The 20,095-nt window shown below is 72.0% G+C and carries 19 protein-coding genes; 9 read left to right on the plus strand and 10 right to left on the minus strand.

All coding sequences use genetic code 11. The features are described 5' to 3' along the window. The first annotated feature begins 90 nt into the window (after window positions 1-90). From AB0E94_RS21100 to AB0E94_RS21115, 4 genes are all read left to right on the plus strand, one after another. Window positions 91-1,290: an MFS transporter gene (locus tag AB0E94_RS21100; RefSeq protein WP_360328561.1), complete on the plus strand. Its 1,200-nt coding sequence runs from the start codon at window positions 91-93 to the stop codon at window positions 1,288-1,290. 288 nt (window positions 1,291-1,578) lie between these two features. Next, window positions 1,579-2,730 carry a glycosyltransferase family 1 protein gene (locus tag AB0E94_RS21105; RefSeq protein WP_360328563.1) on the plus strand — a complete coding sequence of 384 codons (1,152 nt, stop codon included), beginning with the start codon at window positions 1,579-1,581 and terminating at the stop codon, window positions 2,728-2,730. Window positions 2,731-3,295: 565 nt separating this feature from the next. Beyond that, on the plus strand, window positions 3,296-4,465 hold the full coding sequence (locus AB0E94_RS21110) for a cytochrome P450 (protein WP_360328564.1): 1,170 nt from the start codon (window positions 3,296-3,298) through the stop codon (window positions 4,463-4,465). A gap of 23 nt (window positions 4,466-4,488) precedes the next feature. Next, window positions 4,489-5,418, plus strand: a complete 930-nt coding sequence (locus AB0E94_RS21115; protein WP_360328565.1) for a YegS/Rv2252/BmrU family lipid kinase — start codon at window positions 4,489-4,491, stop codon at window positions 5,416-5,418. Between the two features lie 47 nt (window positions 5,419-5,465). Here the strand turns inward: AB0E94_RS21115 and AB0E94_RS21120 are convergent, their stop codons facing one another. Together AB0E94_RS21120 and AB0E94_RS21125 are read right to left on the minus strand one after the other, a co-directional pair. Beyond that, window positions 5,466-6,542 (minus strand): hypothetical protein, encoded by a 1,077-nt coding sequence (locus AB0E94_RS21120; RefSeq protein WP_360328566.1) that lies wholly within the window; start codon window positions 6,540-6,542, stop codon window positions 5,466-5,468. A 167-nt stretch (window positions 6,543-6,709) separates the two neighbouring features. Next, window positions 6,710-7,657 carry a sulfite exporter TauE/SafE family protein gene (locus tag AB0E94_RS21125; protein WP_360328568.1) on the minus strand — a complete coding sequence of 316 codons (948 nt, stop codon included), beginning with the start codon at window positions 7,655-7,657 and terminating at the stop codon, window positions 6,710-6,712. A gap of 124 nt (window positions 7,658-7,781) precedes the next feature. Between AB0E94_RS21125 and AB0E94_RS21130 the strand changes: the two genes are divergently transcribed. Then, a complete protein-coding gene (locus AB0E94_RS21130; RefSeq protein WP_360328569.1) occupies window positions 7,782-8,168 on the plus strand; it encodes an MmcQ/YjbR family DNA-binding protein in 387 nt (128 codons plus the stop codon). On the opposite strand, the gene AB0E94_RS21135 is transcribed toward AB0E94_RS21130, so the two are convergent. Genes AB0E94_RS21135 through AB0E94_RS21150 form a run of 4 tightly spaced genes read right to left on the minus strand, consistent with a single transcriptional unit; the run spans window position 8,169 to window position 11,210 of the window. Then, a complete protein-coding gene (locus tag AB0E94_RS21135; RefSeq protein WP_360328571.1) occupies window positions 8,169-8,891 on the minus strand; it encodes a YcnI family protein in 723 nt (240 codons plus the stop codon). Window positions 8,892-8,902: 11 nt separating this feature from the next. Next, window positions 8,903-9,568, minus strand: coding sequence for a copper resistance CopC family protein (locus AB0E94_RS21140; RefSeq protein ID WP_360328573.1), 666 nt, complete (start codon window positions 9,566-9,568; stop codon window positions 8,903-8,905). Beyond that, window positions 9,481-10,641 (minus strand): Dyp-type peroxidase, encoded by a 1,161-nt coding sequence (locus AB0E94_RS21145; RefSeq protein ID WP_360328702.1) that lies wholly within the window; start codon window positions 10,639-10,641, stop codon window positions 9,481-9,483. Before AB0E94_RS21145 ends, AB0E94_RS21140 begins: the two co-directional genes overlap by 88 nt. A gap of 2 nt (window positions 10,642-10,643) precedes the next feature. Then, entirely contained in the window at window positions 10,644-11,210 is a 567-nt protein-coding gene (locus AB0E94_RS21150) for a copper chaperone PCu(A)C (protein ID WP_360328575.1), read from the minus strand. Window positions 11,211-11,419: 209 nt separating this feature from the next. On the opposite strand from AB0E94_RS21150, the gene AB0E94_RS21155 reads away from it, so the two are divergent. Continuing rightward, entirely contained in the window at window positions 11,420-12,823 is a 1,404-nt protein-coding gene (locus AB0E94_RS21155) for a PepSY-associated TM helix domain-containing protein (protein WP_360328577.1), read from the plus strand. On the opposite strand, the gene AB0E94_RS21160 is transcribed toward AB0E94_RS21155, so the two are convergent. The 4 genes from AB0E94_RS21160 to AB0E94_RS21175 are packed head-to-tail and all read right to left on the minus strand — an operon-like array spanning window position 12,809 to window position 15,996. After that, window positions 12,809-13,858 (minus strand): hypothetical protein, encoded by a 1,050-nt coding sequence (locus AB0E94_RS21160; RefSeq protein ID WP_360328579.1) that lies wholly within the window; start codon window positions 13,856-13,858, stop codon window positions 12,809-12,811. The two genes, AB0E94_RS21155 and AB0E94_RS21160, sit on opposite strands and share 15 nt — an antisense overlap. Further along, entirely contained in the window at window positions 13,855-14,559 is a 705-nt protein-coding gene (locus tag AB0E94_RS21165; protein WP_360328580.1) for a TIGR03943 family protein, read from the minus strand. Before AB0E94_RS21165 ends, AB0E94_RS21160 begins: the two co-directional genes overlap by 4 nt. Window positions 14,560-14,593: 34 nt before the next feature. Further along, the gene (locus AB0E94_RS21170) at window positions 14,594-15,670 is read right to left on the minus strand and encodes an ionic transporter y4hA (protein WP_360328582.1); all 1,077 of its coding nucleotides are present in this window, start codon (window positions 15,668-15,670) and stop codon (window positions 14,594-14,596) included. Next, window positions 15,670-15,996, minus strand: coding sequence for a SelT/SelW/SelH family protein (locus AB0E94_RS21175; RefSeq protein WP_360328584.1), 327 nt, complete (start codon window positions 15,994-15,996; stop codon window positions 15,670-15,672). The genes AB0E94_RS21170 and AB0E94_RS21175 overlap by 1 nt, the downstream gene beginning before the upstream one ends. Before the next feature lie 71 nt (window positions 15,997-16,067). Between AB0E94_RS21175 and AB0E94_RS21180 the strand changes: the two genes are divergently transcribed. The 3 genes from AB0E94_RS21180 to AB0E94_RS21190 are packed head-to-tail and all read left to right on the plus strand — an operon-like array spanning window position 16,068 to window position 19,185. Further along, window positions 16,068-16,889 carry an SGNH/GDSL hydrolase family protein gene (locus AB0E94_RS21180; RefSeq protein WP_360328586.1) on the plus strand — a complete coding sequence of 274 codons (822 nt, stop codon included), beginning with the start codon at window positions 16,068-16,070 and terminating at the stop codon, window positions 16,887-16,889. 47 nt (window positions 16,890-16,936) lie between these two features. After that, on the plus strand, window positions 16,937-17,749 hold the full coding sequence (locus AB0E94_RS21185) for a hypothetical protein (RefSeq protein ID WP_360328588.1): 813 nt from the start codon (window positions 16,937-16,939) through the stop codon (window positions 17,747-17,749). Beyond that, a complete protein-coding gene (locus tag AB0E94_RS21190; RefSeq protein WP_360328590.1) occupies window positions 17,746-19,185 on the plus strand; it encodes a hypothetical protein in 1,440 nt (479 codons plus the stop codon). The genes AB0E94_RS21185 and AB0E94_RS21190 overlap by 4 nt, the downstream gene beginning before the upstream one ends. Window positions 19,186-20,095 lie beyond the last annotated feature (910 nt).

Consider the following 20,095-nt stretch of genomic DNA (forward strand, 5'->3'; position numbering starts at 1 on the left):
TCCTGATTCGGGGGGACACCAAACATGCGCTGGTCTCCCCCGGTCCACCAAACATTGGCCGGAATTGATCCACTCCGGTGCACGGTCCGTATGGTTACGACCGTGTCCTCTGCTCTGACCAACGCGCGGCCCCTCACTCCGTGGCGGGCCATCCTCGGATTCGGGCTGGTCAGTCTGGCCGCCGACATGGTCTACGAGGGCGCCCGGTCGATCACCGGGCCGCTGCTCGCCGCACTGGGCGCCTCCGCGCTCGTGGTCGGCCTCGTCACCGGCGCCGGCGAAGCTGCCGCACTCCTGTTCCGCCTCGTGTCCGGGCCGCTCGCCGACCGCACCGCCCGTTACTGGGCGCTCACCATCGCCGGCTACGGGCTGACCGCGGTGTGCGTACCGCTGCTGGCTCTCGCGCCGGCCCTCGGCGGTGCCGGACTCGCCGTCGCCGCCGCGCTGATCGTCGCCGAGCGGATCGGCAAGGCGATCCGCTCCCCCGCCAAGTCGGCGCTGCTCGCCGAAGCCGCCGGAGCGGTCGGGCGGGGGCGCGGGTTCGCCGTCCACAAGGCACTCGATCAGGTGGGCGCGTTCGCCGGGCCACTGCTGGTCGCTGCGCTGGTCACAGCCTCGGCTGGGGTGATCTGGCCGGCGTTGGCGGCGCTCGCCGTTCCCGGGGCGGCGGCCATGGTGCTGCTGGTCTGGATCAGCCGGCGCTTCCCGGCGCCCGTTCCCAAGGCCGCATCCGGCGCCGTCGACGGCGGGCGGCTGCCGCGGCGGTTCCACTGGTTCGCCGCGTCGGCCGCGGCGGCCACCGGTGGGCTGGTCACTTTCGGGCTCATCTCCTACCACGCCAGCCTCACCGGACGGCTTCCGGTCGCCCTGGTGCCGGTCCTCTACGCCGGTGCGATGGCTGCCGGGGCGCTCGCCGCTCTCGTCAGCGGGCATCTGTACGACAGGTGGGGCGCCCGGGTGCTGTACGCCCTGCCCGTCCTGGCCGCCGCCACTCCCGCGCTCGCGCTGTCCGGCAGCACTGCGGCCATCGTCGCCGGCACGCTGCTCTGGGGCGCTGCTGTCGGGGTACAGGACTCCACGGTCAAGGCGCTGGTCGCCGACCTGGTCGCGGCACCCCGGCGGGCCACCGCCTACGGCGTCTTCGCCGCGGTTCAGGGTGTGGCCGCGCTTGTGGGCGGGGGCTTGGCGGGCGCTCTTTACGAGCAGTCGCCGGCCCTGCTGGCGCTGGTGCTGGGCGGCGCCCAGATCACCTCGGCCATCCTGCTCACGGTGACCCTCCGCATGCGCTGACGCCTCCGCCTCCCCTCCGCCTCGCCCCGCCTCACCTCACCCCGCCTTCCTTCCACCTCGCCTCCCCTCCGCCTCGCCTCCCCTCCGCCTCACCTCACCTCACCCCGGCTTCCCTCCACCTCGCCTCGCCTCGCCCCGCCTCACCCCGCCCCGCCTCACCCCGCCCCGCCCCGCCCCGCCTCATCCCGCCTCGCCTCGCCTCGGCCGATGCTGAGAATCCGCTGATCGTTCGGCCGGGTGTCACAGGGTGGTCTCCTGCCGGATCGTGATTCCGGTTCCCCTGGTCCCATGCGCATCGCGCTCGTCACCGAATCGTTCCTTCCCGATGTCAACGGCGTCGCCAACTCAGTGGCGCGGATGGCCGACCACCTCACCCGCACCGGTCACGAACCGCTCGTCGTGGCGCCCCTGCCGCCACCCGGATCACGGGCGCCGGTGACCGGGCTGCCGTACCCGGTGACACGGGTGGCGTCGCTGCCGATGCCCGGCTATCCACAGCTACGGCTCGGGCTGCCCGCCCCCGCCCTGCACGCCGCCCTGCGCCGGCACGCGCCGGATGTCGTGCACCTGGCCAGCCCGTTCGTGCTCGGCGCGTGGGCACAGGCCAGCGCGCGTGCCCTCGGGGTGCCGTCGGTCGCCGTCTACCAGACCGACGTCGCGTCCTACGCCCGCGTCTACCGGGTGCGGCTCACCGAACGGATGGCGTGGCGGTGGATCCGCACCGTCCACAACGCGTCCGGGCGTACCCTCGCGCCGTCGTCCGAATCGGTGGCCGCCCTGGCGGCGAACGGTGTGCGGCGGGTGCACCTGTGGCGGCGCGGCGTCGACATCGGACGCTTCCACCCCGGGCATCGCAGTTCCGGGCTCCGCCGGGCGCTCGCCCCGAACGGCGAGATCCTGGCCGGATTCGTCGGCCGCCTCGCCGCGGAGAAGGAGATCGGGCTGCTCGCCGACGTCTCACGGCTGCCCGGGGTGCGGCTCGTGGTGGTGGGTGACGGCCCGGCCGCGCCCCAGCTGCGGCGGGCGCTTCCGGACGCGGTGTTCCTCGGCGCCCGGCACGGCGCCCAGCTCGGCCGGATCTACGCCAGCCTCGACGTGTTCACTCACACCGGCCCGTACGAGACGTTCGGCCAGGCCGTCCAGGAGGCGATGGCCAGCGGCCTGCCGGTCGTCGCACCGGCCGCCGGCGGTCCGCTCGACCTGGTCGAACACGGCCACACCGGTTTCCTCGTGCCACCACATCGCGCCGAGGGGTTCACCGCGGCGGTCACCCGGCTCGCCGCCGATCCCGGCCTGCGGCACACGATGGGCGCGGCCGGGCGGGCGGCGGTGCAGGACCGCAGCTGGGCGGCGATCGGTGACGAGCTGATCGGCCACTACCGCCAGGCCCTCGCCGGCCCGGTCACCACCATCCCGGCAGAACCCGTCCCGGTCTCATAGCCCTCACCAGTACAAACCCGCCAGTCCGTGGTTCGGATCGCGCCACAGCGGCCATCGTCCAGTCCATGGTTCGGATCGCGCCACAGCGGCCATCGTCCAGATCTTGCACGAATATGCACCCTCGGGCGGATCTTGCAGGTTTCTCCACATCGGAGCATGCAAAGCACTGCAAGATCCGCGTCGCCAAGTGGTTCTTGCACGACAATTCACCCCAGAAAATGCAAAACCGTGCAAGATCGCCAGGAGCCCGGAGAACCGTGCAAGATCCGTAAGGGCGAGGAGAACCGCGTGGTGACATACGGCTCGATTCGGGCCACAGATGCCCACGCGGGACGGCGTTGCGCACCGGTGCGAGACCTCGACCGCGCGGCACTGCGTTTGGGCAGGTCAGGGGCATGTGCTCGGTTGATTGCGGGTGTGGACGGGGTAGGGCGGTGAGTGGGCAGGACAGCCCGGCGGGCGCGCTGGCGGGCCTGCGCCGGGACTGCGCCGCGGTGTGCTCACGGAACTGTCTGGTTCTGGCGGGGCGGGCTGGCGCGTACCGAAAAGGGATAGTCTGCGCCGGGTGGACCTTGAGTTTTCCGACCCGTCGTTCGTCCGGGATCCGTATCCCGCTCTGGCGCGGCTGCGGGAGCAGGCCGACCTGGGTTTTCATGAGCCCAGCGGGCGCTGGCTGGCGGTGAGCCACGCGGCTGTCGACGCTGTTCTGCGGGATCGGCGGCTCGGGCGGTTCTGGCGGGACGAGGAGCCGGCCGCGGTCTTCGAGCCGTTCAATCTGCTGCACCGGCATCAGATGATGGAGAACGAGCCGCCGGTGCACACCCGGTTGCGGGCGCTGGTGGCCAAGGCGTTCGCGCGTGGGCACATCGAGCGGCTGCGGGCCACCGTCGTGGCGGAGGCGGCCGCGCTCGTCGAGGCGGCCGGGTCCGATTTCGATCTGCTGACCGATCTCGCCGAGCCGCTGGCGGTGACGGTGATCGCCGAGTTGCTGGGCGTTCCGGCGGAGGAGCGGGACCGGCTGCGGCCCTGGTCGGCGGCGATGGTCCGGATGTACGAGGTGGGCCGCACCCCCGAGGTGGAGGCGGCCGCGCTGGAGGCGTGCCGGGAGTTCGCCGACTACATGCGGGAGCTGGCCGAGCGTAAGGCGGCCGCCCCCGGGGACGATCTGATCAGCCATCTGGTGTCGGTGCGGGACGGCTCGGACCGGCTGTCCGCGGAGGAGCTCGTGGCGTCGGCGATCCTGCTGCTCAACGCCGGGCACGAGGCGTCGGTCAACGGGCTCGGCAACGGGATGGTGGCGCTGCTCGATCATCCCGGGGAGCTGGCGCGGCTGCGGGCCGACCGCGAGCTGGTGCCGACCGCGGTGGAGGAGATGCTGCGGTACGACTCGCCGTCGCAGCTGTTCGTGCGGACGGCCGCGGCCGATGTGGCGATCGGCGGGGTGACGGTTCCGCAGGGGGCCGAGGTGGCGGCGCTGCTGGGGGCCGCGAACCGGGATCCGGCGGTGTTCGCCGACCCGGACCGGTTCGACGCCGGCCGGGTGCCGAACACGCACATGAGTTTCGGGGCGGGACTGCACTTCTGCCTGGGCGCCCCGCTCGCCCGGATCGAGATGCAGGCCGCCCTGACCGCCCTGCTCGATCACGCGCCGCGGCTGGAACTGGCCGCGGAACCGGTCCGTAACCCGGGGTTCGTGCTGCGTGGATACGAGTCGGTCCGGCTGGACGTGATGTGATCTCCGGACGGTAGGGTCGGCCGGTGCGGACGAAGCAGGAGCTGACCGAGGACATCCGGCGCGAACGGCGGGCGGCGCTCGTCGTGAACGCGCGGTCGCGGCGCGGGCGGCAGCTCTACGCCGACGCGCACGCCCGTCTGCTCGCCGCCGGGTTCGAGCTGCTCGGCGCCTATGCCGTGGACCGGCCCGGCGAGCTGGAGAAATCCCTGGCGGCGGCTCTCGCGCACCACCCGGACCTGCTGGTCGCCGGCGGCGGCGACGGCACGATCAGCACGGCCGGCCGGGTGCTCGCCCACCGCGACGTGGCTCTCGGTCTGCTTCCGCTCGGCACGACAAACAATTTCGCGCGTACGGTGGGAATCCTCCCGGATCTCGATGAGGCGGTCTCGACGCTCGTCGACGGCAAGGTCATCGACGTGGACCTGGGCATCGCCGGCGACATGCCGTTCACCAACCATGTCGGCGCCGGGCTGTCCGCCGAAATCATGATCAACGTGCCGAGCCGGCTGAAACGGGTGATCGGGCGGATCGCCTACCCGATCACCGCGCTCGGGCTGCTCACCCGGCACCGGCCGCTGAAGGTCACGGTCCGGGCCGACGGGCGGGAGATCGTCTACCACACCCACCAGGTGTACGTGGCCAACGGCGGGTTCCACGCCGGGCGCCCGATCACCGCGGACGCGCACGCTGACGACCGGCTGCTCGTGGCGTACCCGGTGGGCGGGGCCTCGAAGCTGGAGCTGGTCCGCGAGACCGCCCGCAACGCGCTCACCGGGCACCGGCGGACACTGCGTGAGCAGCCGTTCCTGGCGGTGGGCGAGCTGTGGCTGGAGACCGACCGGCCGGCCCACGTGGAGGTCGACGGCGAACCGTGCGGCGCGACCCCGCTACGCGTGGCGGTGGACCCCAACGCCCTACGGATCATGGCTCCGCCCGGCACCCCCGACCACTGACCCCCCACCGCCACGCGCCGCGCCGTCGGCGATCTTGTGGACGTCGGTCAGTGGCCCGCCTCGGGGTCGGTGATCTTTTTCAGCCAGGTGGCCGCCTCGGGCTCGGGCAGCTTCTGGTCGAGGCTGATCTCCGGGTGCATCAGTGGGTAGACGCGGCCGGTGTTCCAGGAGCGGGCGTAGGACGGCTTGTCCAGCACCACCACCCGGTGGCCGTCGAGCACCGGGATGTCGGCGGGGCGCCCCTCGCCCCAGATCCGCTCGCCGTCCGCGCCGAACAGCTCGAACTGGCCGCGGACCCCGCCGGACGGCTGGAGGTCGGGGCCGTCGGTGGCGGCGGCGATCCAGGCCGGTGCGGGCCGGGCGCCTTCGATCAGGCCCTCGGCCGGATCGCCGATCAGGGTCGCGGCCAGCAGCGTGTGCAGCTGGAAGTTGTCACCGACTCCGCTGACCGTCAGACGGTACGCCCGCCCGGTGGGGCGGTGGATGACCAGGAACGGCTCGTCGTCGAGCACCTGGAGCAGCCCGAACATCCACGGTGCGGCGTCCGCGTGATCGGTCATCGCGTCGGCTGCGGCGGCCAGTCGTTCCCGGCCGGGGAACGCCTGCCGGACCCGTTTCTGCTGCAGGGGCAGGAGCAGGCTGGGGATCCACTCGTCGATGGTGAAGAACGACTCGGTCAGCCGGATGCCCTCCTCCCGGGAGATCCCGGCCGAAGCGGCGGCCCGGGCGGCCCGGTCGATCAGCGCGTCGGCCTCCTCCTGGCTGCCCGGCGCGTCGAATCCGCCGCCGTCCTTGTCGACCAGGACGGGGAAACGGGCGGCCTGCTCGAGCCCGTCCGTCACCCGCTCGACCAGCACCTCCAGCAGCACGAACGGGTCGGCGCCGGCCTCGATCAGCCCGGCCGCGACCTGGGCCAGCTGGCCGCCGTTGCCGATCGAGACCTGCTGGACCGCCGGGAGCAGCCGGCGGACACCCTCGGTCAGCTCGGCCGGGCCGGCCCCGTCGAGGGAGCCGATGATCCCGCGCATCGCCGCCGCCGACGCGTCCTCGTCGAGGGCCATGACACCCCGGGCCAGATCTTCACAGAAGTCCGGCAACGTGCGCTTCTTTCGCCTCCACCACATCGGCGCATCGTAGAAGCGCGATGCCGGGGTCCGCAGCGGACCCCGGCATCTACTTCAATTCAGCCCGCGGACTTCTGGCCACCAGCGACGACCCGCAGCCAGTTCCGGGCCGCGGCGAGGGCCCGCAACGACGAGCCGCAGCCGCCTCCGGACCGCGGGCCGCTTTCTCAGGCGTTCGCGGTGGCCTTGTCGTCGGGAGTGGCGCCGGTGGTGGCGCCCTCGGCCTCGGCGATGATCTGGCGGTCCTCGGCGGCGTGCTTGCGGTACTGGAGCACCGAGTAGACGATCGCGGCGGCCCAGGCGACGTAGATGACACCGTAGAACACGTAGCGGACGGCGTCGGGGGCGTCGATCCAGTCGCTGCGGAGCAGGGAGCGGGTGTTGGTCAGGATGATCACACCGCCGACCGCAGCGCCGAGGACGCGCGGCGGGATGTGCCGGACCAGCCAGGCGGCCAGCGGGGCGGCGATGACGCCACCGATCAGCAGGGCGAGCACCCAGCCGTAGTCGATGTTCTCGCTGCCGATGCCCCAGATGAAGCCGAGGCTGGCGGCGATCGCGACGAGGAACTCGCTGGTGTCGATCGAGCCGATCGTCTTGCGGGGTTCGAGCCGGCCGCTGGCCAGGATCGCCGGGGTGCCGACCGGGCCCCAGCCGCCGCCACCGGTGGCGTCGACGAAACCGCCGACCAGGCCGAGCGGGGTGAGGAACCGCTTGCGCAGCGGCTTGCCGAGCTGACCCTTGGGCAGGCCCTGGAAGGTGAACCGGATGAACACGTACAGGCCGAGGACCAGCAGGATGACCGCCATCAGCGGCGCGGCGACCTCGGTGGAGATGTTGGAGAGCACGGTGGCCCCGGCGAAGGCGCCGATCGCGCCCGGGACACCGATCTTGAGGACGACCTTCCAGTCGACGTTGCCGAACCGCCAGTGCGAGATGCCGGAGACCAGGGTGGTGCCGATCTCGGCGAGGTGCACGGTGGCCGAGGCGGCCGCCGGGTTCGTGCCGATCGCCAGGAGGAGCGTGGTCGAGGTGACGCCGTAGGCCATGCCCAGGCTGCCGTCGACGAGCTGAGCACCCAGCCCGACCAGGGCTAGGAGGAGGAGCTTCTGCATGTCGGACCGCCGGAGTGGGAGGGGGAATTCCTAGTTCTTGGATCGGAGAATAGAAGCCTACTGGACCAGTAGGCAAGCAATCAATTGCCACAGATGTCTACAGACATGTTGCAGAATGACCACCGTGAGTGACGCTGATGACGTGCGCCGGGTCGCGCTCGGCCTGCCCGAGGTCGAGGAGATCGACAGTGACGGCTTCGACTTCCGGGTCTCCGGGAAGGGATTCGTCTGGTCATATCCGGAACGTCTACCCGGAAAACCGCGTGTGATCCGTACGGATGTGGCGGTTCTGTTCGTCGGCGACGAAGCGGAGAAACAGGCTCTGCTGCTCGGCGAGCCCGACATGTTCTTCACCACACCCGGCTACGACGGGCTGCCACTGGTGATGTTGCGGCTGGAGAAGGTCTCACCCGAACGGCTGAGGGAGCTGATCACGGATGCCTGGCGGATGCGGGCCCCGGACGACGTCGAGGCCGGCCTCACGGCCGGCCTCGACAACGAACTGCGGTGATCAGGGGGCCGGCGTAGGGCCCGTCGCGGCCTTGCGGTAGGCGAGCAGGCCCAGGATCAGGCCGGCCAGACCGGCGACCAGACCGGCGATGCCCCAGGCCGCGCCGCTGTCGCCGGTGTCGCCCTCCTCGGCGGCGACCGCCTCGGTGGCCGGGGCCGGGGCCGCCGCGGACGGAGCCGCTCCGGCGGCGGCGAGCTTCAGGACCGGGGCCGGGCTCTCCGGCTCGGTGCCGTCGGTGGCCGGCTCGTCGATCCAGCGGACCACGGTGCCGTCGGAGTACGTCTGGAGCGCCTTGAAGATCAGCTGGTCGACCTCCGGCAGCGGGCCGAGCGACACGTCGAACTCCTGGAACGTCCCCGGCTTGATCTCCGAGCCGGCCGCCGCGGTCCAGGTGATCTTGGTGACCGCCTCGGTGATCTCACTCTCGTGGACCTTGACCGGGGTGGCCAGCTTCGACTTCTCGGCGACCGCGGTCCAGCCCGGCACCGGCTTGACCGACACCGACCCGATCGGGCTCTCCACCGGCAGGTTGACCTCGAGCTTGGTGGTCGACTCGCTGTCGCTCTCGTTGGGCACCCGGAACGACACCTTCGTGTAGCCGCCCTGGGTGGCCGTGCCCGGGTTGACGGTCACGTGCGCGGCGGCCGGACCGGCCACGCCGAGCACGAACACGGCGGCGACGGCGGAGATGGTGGCGACGCGCCGCAGCGCGGACTGCTTCATGGGGGACCCCTTCACGCCTTGCGGCGACGGATGAACAGGAAAGCGGCGCCGGCGGCGAGGACGACCACGATGCCGGCGATCAGACCATACAGCGTAGAATTTGACGACTCTTCGGACTTTTCCACCAGATCGCTTACCGCGGACGGCGTCGGCGCGGCCGCCGTCGTCGCCGCGGGCGCCGGCTCGGTGGTGGCCGGGAGTGACGGCGGGGCCGACGAGGGTTCGACCGCCGCCGGGTCGTTCACGGTGAACTGGTACGACCCCTTCACGGTGTGCCCGTCCGTGGAGACCACCTGGTAGGCGACCGTGTAGGCGCCGTTGGTGAGCGGCGCGGCGAAGGTCACCGAGCCGGTCGCCCCGTCCACCTTCGGGGCCGAGGTCTCCACCTTCGCCTTGGCGGCGTCGCTGACCGTGATCGTGGTGTACTTCGGGTCCAGTTTCTGGAGGAACCGCAGCTTCACCTCGGACGGCGACTTCTTCAGGGTGGCGTTCTTCGCCGGGTTCGCCTCGGCCAGCGCGTTGTGCGCCCACGCCGGGACGCCGGGCAGCAGCACGGCGAGCAGCGCGGCCAGGGCCAGCAGGGGCCGGCTCAGGCGAACGCCTGCTCGCCGATCCAGCCGCCCTCGGCGCAGCCCGGAGGAATGGCGAAGACCGCGGATCCGATCGGTGTTGTCCATTCGTTCAACAGGTCCTTCTCGGCGAGACGCCGCTGGATGGGGAGATACTGCCGGTCGATGTCAGCTTGGTACGACGCGAACACCAGCCCGCTGTCGGGTCGCCCCTGCGCGTCCGGAGCCTCGTCGTAGTTGTACGGCCGGCGCAGGATCTTCAGCCGCGGATCGGTCTGCCGGGCCCGGGTGACGTGCGCGAAGTCCGGCATCACCGGCAGCCCGGTGTCGTCGAGTTTCGTGAAGTCCGGCTCGTCGAACTCGGCGGTGCCGCTGAGCGGGGCGCCGGACACCATCCGCCGGCCCACCGCGCTCTCCTTGTCGGCGACGCTGAGCAGGTCCCACGTCTCGATCTCGGCCCGGATCCGGCGGACCACCAGGCTCGTCGACCCGTCCGGGTTCCACACCGCGGTGTCCATCGCGGCGTCCCGCGGGTTCGCCGTGCCGTCCAGCTGGCCGAGCACGTTGCGCTGGGTGAACCCGGCCGGGTGCACGCCGGCGCTGCGCCGGAAGCCGCGCTGCGCCCAGCGGATCGCGCCGAACGGCCGGGCGTCCTTGATCAGCATCCGCTGGGCGTGCGTGACGGTCAGCGAGTCGTCGGCACAGATCTGGAGCAGCAGGTCACCGCCGCTCCATCTGGCCTCCAGGCGGTCGACGGGGAACGCCGGCAGGTCGGTTACCGGGGACTTCAGGCCCGCCGCGCGGTACAGCCCGGGGCCGAACCCGAACGTGACGGTGAGCCGGGACGGGTGCCGGGCCAGCTCCGCCTCGGTGTCGCCGAGCGCCGGCTCGCCCCGGGTCAGGCGGGCCGCGTCGTCGGTGAGCAGCCGCAGCATCCGGCCGACGGCGGCCCGGTCGGTTCCCCGGGCCACGGTGAAGGACAGGAACACCGCGTGCGCCGGCGGTTCGGTGGTGACACCGGCCTGCCGCATGCCGTGGAAGGGCACGACGCCCGTACCGATATCGGAAGCCGGGACCATCGCCTCCCGTTCGCCGCCCGGCGACGGTGTGGCGGACGAACAGGCCGCGACCGCGCCGAGGCCGGCGACCGCGCCGCCGGCCAGGAGGGCACGCCTGCGCAGCGTCACGAGTGCGCGCCCGCCGAAGCCGTCGCCGTGGCCGACGGCATGCCGTGCATGCCCGGGGCGTAGCTCTCCTGAGCGCCCGCGAACGGCTTGGCGATCGCGGTGAACGCCACCGTCCCGCCGCCGGACAGGGTCAGCGTGAAGGACAGCTCGTCGCCCGGCCGGATCGCCGCAGACGGCTGCATCAGCATCAGGTGGTCGCCACCGGGGCCCAGCTCATGGGTGCCGCCGGCCTTGATGGTGAAGCCGCCCTCCTTGGGCTTCATCACCATCTTGCCGTCCTCCATGGCCATGGTGTGCAGCTCGATCGGCGACGCCGGCGACGTGGCCCCGGTGATCGTCACGTCCGCGCCGGTGTTGTTGACCAGCGTGCCGAACGCCGCGGTCATCCCGGTGTCCACCGCCTTCACCCAGGGGTCACGCACGGTGAGCGCGGCGGCCGGGGCGGACGACGCCTGAGCCGGGGCCTGCGCGGTCGCGGTCTCCGCTTCCGGGGCGCCGCCACAGCCGGTGAGAACGGCGCAGGTGACGGCCGCGACGGCGAGAACGGTACGAGTCAGCATCATCTTCCTCAAGCTCGGTGACGCCCGTTAGTCGCCGGACGGCGGGACGTAGTTCCCGGCTCATCGATCTCAAGTCCCTGAAAAGTCACTGGGAACTTCGGGGCCACATGCGGCGACCAATGGTGCGACGCCGCCAGGCCCGGGCGTCGACTGCGTTTCCCCCTGGATGCCGGCGCACTCCCGCGCCGCCGACACCCTGACGAGGACAGCCGATGGCCGTGACACCCGAACTGACCACCGCGCCGGTGACCCCGGCGGCGCCGCCGGCCCGCGGTTCCCGCCGCACCGGCGCGTTCGGCGCGCTGCTGCTGCGCCTGCACTTCTACGCCGGTGTGCTGGTCGCCCCGTTCCTGGTGGTGGCGGCCGTGACCGGGCTGCTCTACACGGCGACACCCCAGCTCGACGGCATCCTGTACGGCGACAAGCTGACCGCCGCGACCACGAGCGGCCCGGTCCTCCCGCTGGCCGGCCAGATCGCTGCGGCCCGGGCCGCACACCCGGACGGCACGATCGCGGCGGTCCAGCCGGCCGAGGGCGACGGCACCACCCGGGTGGTGTTCGCCCAGCCCGACCTCGGCGAGAACCAGCACACCGTCTACGTCGACCCGCACACCGGCGCGGTGCAGGGCCAGCTCACCACCTGGTGGGGTTCGACGCCGGTCACCACCTGGCTCGACGACCTGCACCGCAACCTGCACCTGGGCGACCTCGGCCGCAACTACTCCGAACTGGCCGCCAGCTGGCTGTGGGTGCTCACCCTGGGCGGGATCGTCCTGTGGTGGCGGCGCCGGCGCAGCGTACGCAAGATGCTCGCTCCGGAATTGTCGGCGAAGAAAGGCGTGCGCCGGACCCGGGGCTGGCACGCCGCGACCGGCCTGTGGATCAGCCTCGGCCTGCTCATCCTCGCCGCCACCGGCCTCACCTGGTCGCGCTGGGCGGGTGGCAACTTCGAGATCGCGCTCGACGCCCTGGACGGCCGCCGCCCGGCCCTGGAGGTTCCCGGCGCCACCCCGTCGGCCGGTGGCCACCACGGCGCCGGCAGCGAGGCCCCGGTCGCGGTCGACCCGGCCCAGGCCGACATCGTCCTGAAGGTGGCCCGCGACAGCGGCCTGTCCGGCCCGGTCGAGCTGAGCCTGCCGGAGACCGGCGGCGCCGCCTGGACCGTCGCCGGCATCGACAACACGTGGCCGGTCAGCCTGGACCGGATCGCCGTCGACCCGGCCACCGCCACGGTCGTGGCGCGCAGCGACTTCGCCGACTGGCCGGTGCTGGCCCAGCTCACCAAACTCGGCGTGCAGGCGCACATGGGCATCCTGTTCGGCATCGTCAACCAGCTGCTGCTGGCCGCCCTCGCGATCGGCCTGCTCGCGGTGATCCTGTGGGGCTACCGGATGTGGTGGCAGCGGCGGCCGACCCGCGACGACCGCCGTGCCCTGGTCGGCGCGGCGCCGGCCCGGGGCGCCTGGCTCGGGCTGCCGGCCTGGGCGATCGTGGCCGGGGTGCCGGTGGTCTTCGCGCTCGGCTGGGCGCTGCCGCTGTTCGGCATCCCGCTGGCCGTCTTCCTGGTGGTGGACGCCCTGATGTCGCTGCGCGGCAGGCCGTCAGACGGTTCGTAGATCCAGGGTGTGCCAGACGGCCGTCTCCTGGGTGCCGGTCGACCACCAGAGCACACCGTCCTTGGTGGCGGCCAGGTCGGCGGCCGCGGAGAGGGTCACGGTCCGGCCCGTCGTCAGGTCGTGGACGACGAGGCCGGCCGTGCCGGTCAGGTCGAAATCGGGCCCCGGTTCGGAGAGGATCTCGAACCGGTCCAGCACGGCCACGTCACTGACCGCGGCCTGGGTGCCCGGCCCGGCCACCCGCCGCCGGTCGGCGCCGTCCGGGCGCATCACGTCGATCCGGGCCAGGCCCTCGCCGTTCATCACCATCACCCGGCACCAGGTGGGAGCGCACATGCCCCACTCGGCGCCGGAGAACGGCACCCGCAACTCCCGGCGGGTCGTCATCTGGAGCATCCGGACCTGGCCGGACTGCGCGCCGGTGTCGTCGGTGAGCCACGGCCAGGCCGACAACGACCAGCGGCCGGGCTCCTCCCGCACGTCGACCTTGCCGCCGGTCAGCGCCACCGACCGGATCTGGGTGGTCTTGTCGCCCTCGCCGGCCACCCAGTGCACCCGGCCGCCGTCGACCACCAGGTCGTACTGGTTGCCGTAGAACAGCGTGTTGCCGGTGTCGGCGGTGACCAGCCGGGCGTCGCCGCCGTCCCGCCGGACCGCCCAGATCTCCACCGGGCGGCTGCCCGACGACTCGGCCCAGATCAGCTCGTCACCGGAGACGGTCATCGCCTCGAAGCGCGGGTCGTCGGCGGCCGGCAGGCGGCGCAACTCGCGGGCGATGCCGTCCTTCTCCACCAGCAGCCGTACGAAGTCGCCGTCGGTCACCTGGCCGACCGCTGTCGTCGCGTCCAGGAACAGCAGCGGCTCGACGGTCAGGTCCCGCAGGTCGGCGCGGGCCGCCCGGGGCCACTCCTGCTCGGCCGTGGGCCGGGCAGCCGACGTCACCGGCGTGACAGGCTGCTCGGGCAGGCCACCGGCGAGCAGGGCGCCGGCCGCGAGCAGGGCGACCCCGAGGGCCACCGTGGAGCGGGCGCTCATTCGTACTGCTGCTTCGGTGGGCTGACCGGCTGCCACTCGTGCACCTGGAGGAACGCGATGTCGGCCTGGTTGACCGGGTCCTTGCCGCGCTTGTCGGTGTACGTCCCGGTGACCTGGAGCCAGGTCCCGGCGGGCACGTCCATCGGCGGGCCGCCGGTCAGGCCCACCTTGATCGGGCGGCCGTCGGCGGCGCAGCAGCTCACCACGATCCTCGCCAGCATCGGCACACCGTCGCCGCCGGCCGCCACGAAGCCGGTGAGCTGGAGACGGCGGCCGGTCAGGCTGCGGCCCTCGTCGTAGATCACCCGGGAGGCGTAGTCGAGCAGGCTGACCGTGGCCGGGTCGCCCTCCGGCAGGGGCGGATAGTCGGACTCGGCGCCGATCTGCACGGTGCCGGTCTGCTCGGCCGTGTACGACCCGAGCGCCGGCGGCGCGATCAGGAGCAGGCCCAGCACCGGGAGGATGAGCAGCCAGCCGACCCGCGGCTCGTGATGGTGGTGGTGCTCCTCGTCCGGGTCCTTACGGCGGCGCAGGTCGTACCAGAGGGTGGCGGCGGCGGCGAACACCAGCAGCGCGCCGGAGGCGATCAGGAACGGGCGCAGCGCCTCCTGCACATAGCGCAGGTAGAGGTCGGTGAGCGATGCCTTCAGGATCGCGCCGCCGAAGAGGAACAGCACGACGGCCTGGGCCTGTTTGTTCACCGGCAGCAATCTACCGTGCTGCGTGGATCACGGCTCACGGGCTCGCGGCCAGGAACAGGAAGACCGCCAGAAGGGACAGGTGCAGGCCGCCCTGGAGGATGTTGGCACGGCCGGGCACGATCGTCAGCGTGCCCACCGCGACGGTCAGCACCAGCAGGACCGTCTCGGTCCCGCCGAGGCCCAGCAGCAGCGGGCCCTCCAGCCAGATCATGGCGACGCTGATCGCCGGGATGGTCAGGCCGATGCTGGCCATCGCCGAGCCGAGCGCCAGGTTGAGGCTGGTCTGCATGCGGTCGCGGGCGGCGGCCCGGACCGCGGCGATGGTCTCCGGCAGCAGGACCAGCAGAGCGATCACCACGCCGACGACGGACTGCGGCAGCCCGGCGGCGGCCACTCCCGACTCGATCGCCGGTGACACGCCCTTGGCCAGCCCGACCACCGCGATCAGGGCGACCAGCAGCAGGCCGAGGCTCTGCAGGGCGGTCCGCGCGGACGGCGGGTCGACGTGCTCCTCGGCGTCGATCACCTCGCCGGCCGTGGTGATCGGCAGGAAGTAGTCCCGGTGCCGGCGGGTCTGCACTGCCACGAACAGCAGGTACAGGCCGAGCGACACGACCGCGGCGAAGGCCAGCTGGGCCGGGCTGAACTGGGGTCCGGGCCGGCTCGTGGTGAACGTCGGCAGCACCAGGCTGAGCGTGGCGATCGCGGTGACCGTGGCGAACGCGCCGCCGGTGCCCTCCGGGTTGAACACCGCGAACCGCCTGCGCAGCGCCCCGACCAGCAGGGAGATGCCGAGGATGCCGTTGCAGGTGATCATCACGGCGGCGAAGACGGTGTCCCGGGCCAGCGACTGCGCCTTCTCACCGCCGCTGACCATCAGCGTCACGATCAGCGCGACCTCGATGATGGTCACCGCCACGGCCAGGATCAGCGAGCCGTACGGCTCCCCGACCCGGTGCGCCACCACCTCGGCGTGGTGCACGGCGGCCAGCACCGCGCCCGCCAGCAGCAGCGACACCACGGCCACCACCGCCACCGGCAGGTCCCGGCCGAAGGTCGCGATCAGAGTGAGCAGGGCCAGCAGTGGGACGTGGATCGTCCAGCGGGACATCACCCGTCCGACTCTGCCCTACTCCCGGCCGGCTCGCCGGGCTTGTGCCCGTCGCTGTGCCCCAGTGATCGACCCGGGGCGATCCGGTCACGGACCAGGCGCTTGAGGTGGGCCAGCTCGGGGAAGCCGCCCTCGGCCTTGCGTGACCACAGGGTCTCCTCGCCGAGCCGCACCTCGAACACCCCACCGATCCCCGGGACCAGGGCCACCTCGCCCAGGTCGGTGGTGAACGTGGTGAGCAGCTCCTGCGCCGTCCAGGCCGCGCGCATCAGCCAGCGGCACTGCGTGCAGTACTCGATCTCCAGGCGGGGTTCGCGAGTCGTCACAGGTCAGCAGTATGCCGGACCGCGGCCGTCATGCATTATTCACGGGATCTATCTTTCGTTAAGGAGTTGCCTTGAAGCGACGCTGGATACCGGTCGCGACCACCGTGGCGGTGCTGACCGCCCTCACGGCCTGTAGCGGCGCCGAGGAGGCCGCCACGAAAGCCGTGGAAGCCCGTGATTTCGTGGCGCTCGGCGACTCGTACGCGGCCGGTCTCGGCGCCGGGAACTACGGGGACAAACCCGACTGTGTGCAGAGCAAGGACGGCGGCTACCCGCACCTGTGGGCCGCCCTGCGCACGGTCGCCTCGTTCGGCACCATCACCGACGCCACCTGCGCCGGGGCGAAGATCAACGATGTCCGGTTCGAGCAGCTCCGGGCGCTGAACGAGAACACCGGGTGGGTGACCCTGACCGTCGGCGGCAACGACGCCGGCTGGACCAAGTCGCTCCAGACGTGCCTGCTGGGCACCGACGAGACCTGCAAGACGTCGGTCTCCACCGCGGTCACCGCGGTGGAGAGCAACCTGCCTGCCGAGCTGGACGCGCTCTACCAGATGATCAAGGAGGCGGCGCCGAACGCGAAGGTGTTCGTCACCGGGTACCCGCACCTGGTGGCCGCCCCGGGCGCCGCCGGAGTGTCCTGTGACGCGCTCAGCGACGCACGGCGCACGGCCCTCAACGACGGCGCCGACTCGCTCGACGAGGTGATCAAGGGCCGGGTCACCGCGGCCGGGTTCACCTTCGTCGACGTGCGCAAGGCGTTCGAGGGGCACGAGGCGTGCACCAAGGAGCCGTGGATCCACGGGCTGCGGGACAACCTGTCCGAGTCGTACCACCCGACTCCGGAGGGCCACAAGGCGTACGCCGCCGCCCTGTTCGCCGTCACCGGCTGATCTCCTGCTGTTTGCGTGGTGTACGCCTGTCCACGGTGGGATGGGGCGTGCACCACGCCAACCACTACTACGGGCACTCCTACGTGCTGGCCCGCTACTGCGGATTCGACGCCGATCCGCCGCGGATCCACGGCTATCTCCAGCACGGGTGGAACATCGGCGACGGCCTCGCCCCCGACCACGAGTTCGTCCCCGGCATCCCGGCGTTCGTCTGGAGTGAGCGGACCCGGCGCCGGGCCTGGTCGATGGGCCGCCGGCAGGTGCACGTGGTGGGGGCGCCGTGGGCGTACCTGACCGCGATGGAACCTTCGCCGGACGGCCCTCGGGACGGCACCATCTGGTACCCGTTCCACGGCTGGGAGGGCCAGCACGTCGAAGGTGACCACGACCGGCTGATCGCCGAGATCCGCGACACCGAACCCGGCCCGGTCACCGTCTGCCTCTACTGGCAGGAGTACCGCACCGCGCGGGTCCGCCGCGGCTACGAGCAGGCCGGGTTCCGGGTGATCTGCCACGGCTACCGGGGCGGCTGGTGGAAGGACCTCGACCCCGGTTTCCTGGCCCGGCAGCTCGCCGAACAGCGCCGGCACCGGCGGGTCGCGTCGAACCGGCTGTGCTCCGCCGTCTTCTACGGCATCCTGGCCGGCTGCGAACCGGCCGTCTACGGCGATCCGATGCAGCTCCAGGGCGAACAGGACCTGTTCGGCGGACGGAACCGGATCCGCCGGCAGTGGGCCGACCTGCACGGCCCGAAGATCGACACGGCCACCGCCCACGCCATCGCCGTCGACGAGCTCGGCGCCGACCGCACCCTGTCCGCTGCCGAGCTCCGGCACCTCTTCCACTGGACCGAGACATGACGGCGCTCCTCCTCGGCGGCGAGATGCCGCACTGGTCCGACAGATCCCCGGCGCGCGGCGCGGTGCTGCGGCAACTCGCCGCAACCGCACACGGGCACGTGCTCGTGGTCGGCCCGCACGAGCCGGAACTCATCGACGCCATCCCGGCCCGGCAGGTGACCGTGCTGGTACGCGGCGTGCCGGACGCCGACGCGCTGGCCGGACGCTGGGCCGGGCGCGCCGGGGTGCAGGTCTGCTGCGGGAGCCTGGAGAAACTGGCGGCGGTTCCGGCGTACGACACCGTGGTGGCACTGGACGGGCTGGACCGTACCGGCTCCACCGAGACCGCCGACCTGCCCTGGGCGGCCGGGATCGCCCAGTTGCTGGCCGTGCTGCGCCCCGGCGGGCGGCTGCTGCTGTCGGTGCCGAACCCGGTCGGGTTGCACCGGCTCTACGCGGGCGCCACCGGCCCCGGCGACGAAGCCTGGTCGGACCACCCGGCCACCGACCCGACCCGGCCCGCCGGCCTCGAACCCCTGCGCGCCCACCTGCGGTCGGCCGGGCTCGACGTGCTGCGGGACTGGTCGGCGTACCCGTCCCCGGAATCACCGTCGGCGCTGCTCAACGAGGACGCGCTGACCGAACCCGCCCTGCACGGGTTCCTGACGTCCACACTGCGCCGGGCCGGGCTGCCGGCCGGGCCACTGCTCGCCGACTTCCGGCCGCTCGCCGCCGGCCTGCTGCGTCACGGGCTGGCCGGTGAGCTCGCGCCCGCCTGGATCGTGGTCGCCGCCTACCCCGGCCATCATCCGGCGCCCCTGCCGGACGGGCTGCTCGCCGCGGGGCCGCTGGTGCGTACCGCATCGGGTTGGACCGTCTCCGCCCTCGGCCCGGCGCCGGCCGGAATCTGTCTCCACGACGCCCTGCTGGCCGCCGCCCGTTCCGGCGACCAGCCGGAGTTCCGCGCCATGCTGACCACCTGGCAGTCCGGCCCACACGCCACCCTGCCGGCCGACGCCCTGCTGCGCACCCCGGACGGCGCCCTGGTCCCGGCTGTCGCGTCGGCCGACGACGGCATGCCGCCGCTTCAGCTGCTCGCGGCCGCCCTGCACGACGAGGGCCTGGCCCACCGGTGGCCCGCCGAGGGCACGGACTCGCTGCTGGCGGCCATGTCGGGCCTTCCGGTGGACCCGGCTCCGGCGCCGAGGCCGACCCCGTCGACGTTGCGGGAGCTCACCGCCTCCCACGACCGTCTCGCTGAGCAGTTGGCCGAGGCCAAGGCGCAATTGCTGTGGTACGAGCAGAGGACCGCCGCCCTGCAATCGGACCTGTCCCGAGCCCACAAGATCATCACCGTGCTGAAGGCGACGACCGGCGGCCGTGCGGCAACCGTCGTCCTGGGCGGTGTACGCCGAGGAAAACACCTGGCCACAGCCGCCCTACGCCGCCTCCGCTGACCCCAAACCCACCCACCGCCGACCGTCATCGCCCATCGACCGTCGTCGCCCATCGGCCATCGGCAGTCGGCAGTCGCCGCCCATCGGCCGTCGGCCGTCGTCGGCCATCGGCCGTCAATGCCACTTAGCTTAAGTTGATCAAGGCTATGACCTGCAGGTCCTCGGCGAGTGCCGTCGGCGTCCGGCCCGGCCACAATTCATGCCGCAACCGCATGTGTGCAGGTCAAGCCCCTGGAACCCGAAGTGCGCCCGCGCAAGATCAACTTACGCTAAGTGGCATTGATCGGCCGTCGGCCGTCGTCGCCCGCCCGTTGTCAGTCAGAGCGGACACTCCAGACCCGGAAGGGCTCGTCGAAGAACAACTCGCTGATTTTCAGCAGCAGTTCACGCCGCGGACTCCGGGCAGGCTGCTTGGCGCGGCTGCTCCGAGCAGCAGGAACGCCAGTTGCCACGGGTGGCACGCGACAAATCGGAAACCGACGGGTTGTTTTTCGACGGGCCCAAGGACGCCTGAGCCACGGCCGGCACCGAGCCACAACCGGGGCCGCCGCCCTTGCCTCGCCCAGCGGATCTTGCACGAATTCCCACCCTCGCGCCGATCTTGCAGCCCTTTCCACGTCCCGACGGGAAGAAAGCTGCAAGGTCTCCCCGACGCAGTGGATCTTGCACGACAGACCATGCCCAGACGTGAAGAACCATGCAAGATCGCGACAAGCCTGGAGAATCTTGCAAGATCCACGAGGATTCGGCGGAGTTGCTGGACACCATGGACGGCGCGGTTCCTGGACAGCGCGGGGCGACAGAGCTCCTGGACAGCATGGGGCGACGGAGCTCCTGGACAGCGCGGGGCGACAGAGCTCCTGGACAGCATGGGGCGACGGAGCTCCTGGACAGCGCGGGGCGACAGAGC

The organism is Actinoplanes sp. NPDC026670 (assembly GCF_040638175.1).
Lineage (GTDB): Bacteria > Actinomycetota > Actinomycetes > Mycobacteriales > Micromonosporaceae > Actinoplanes.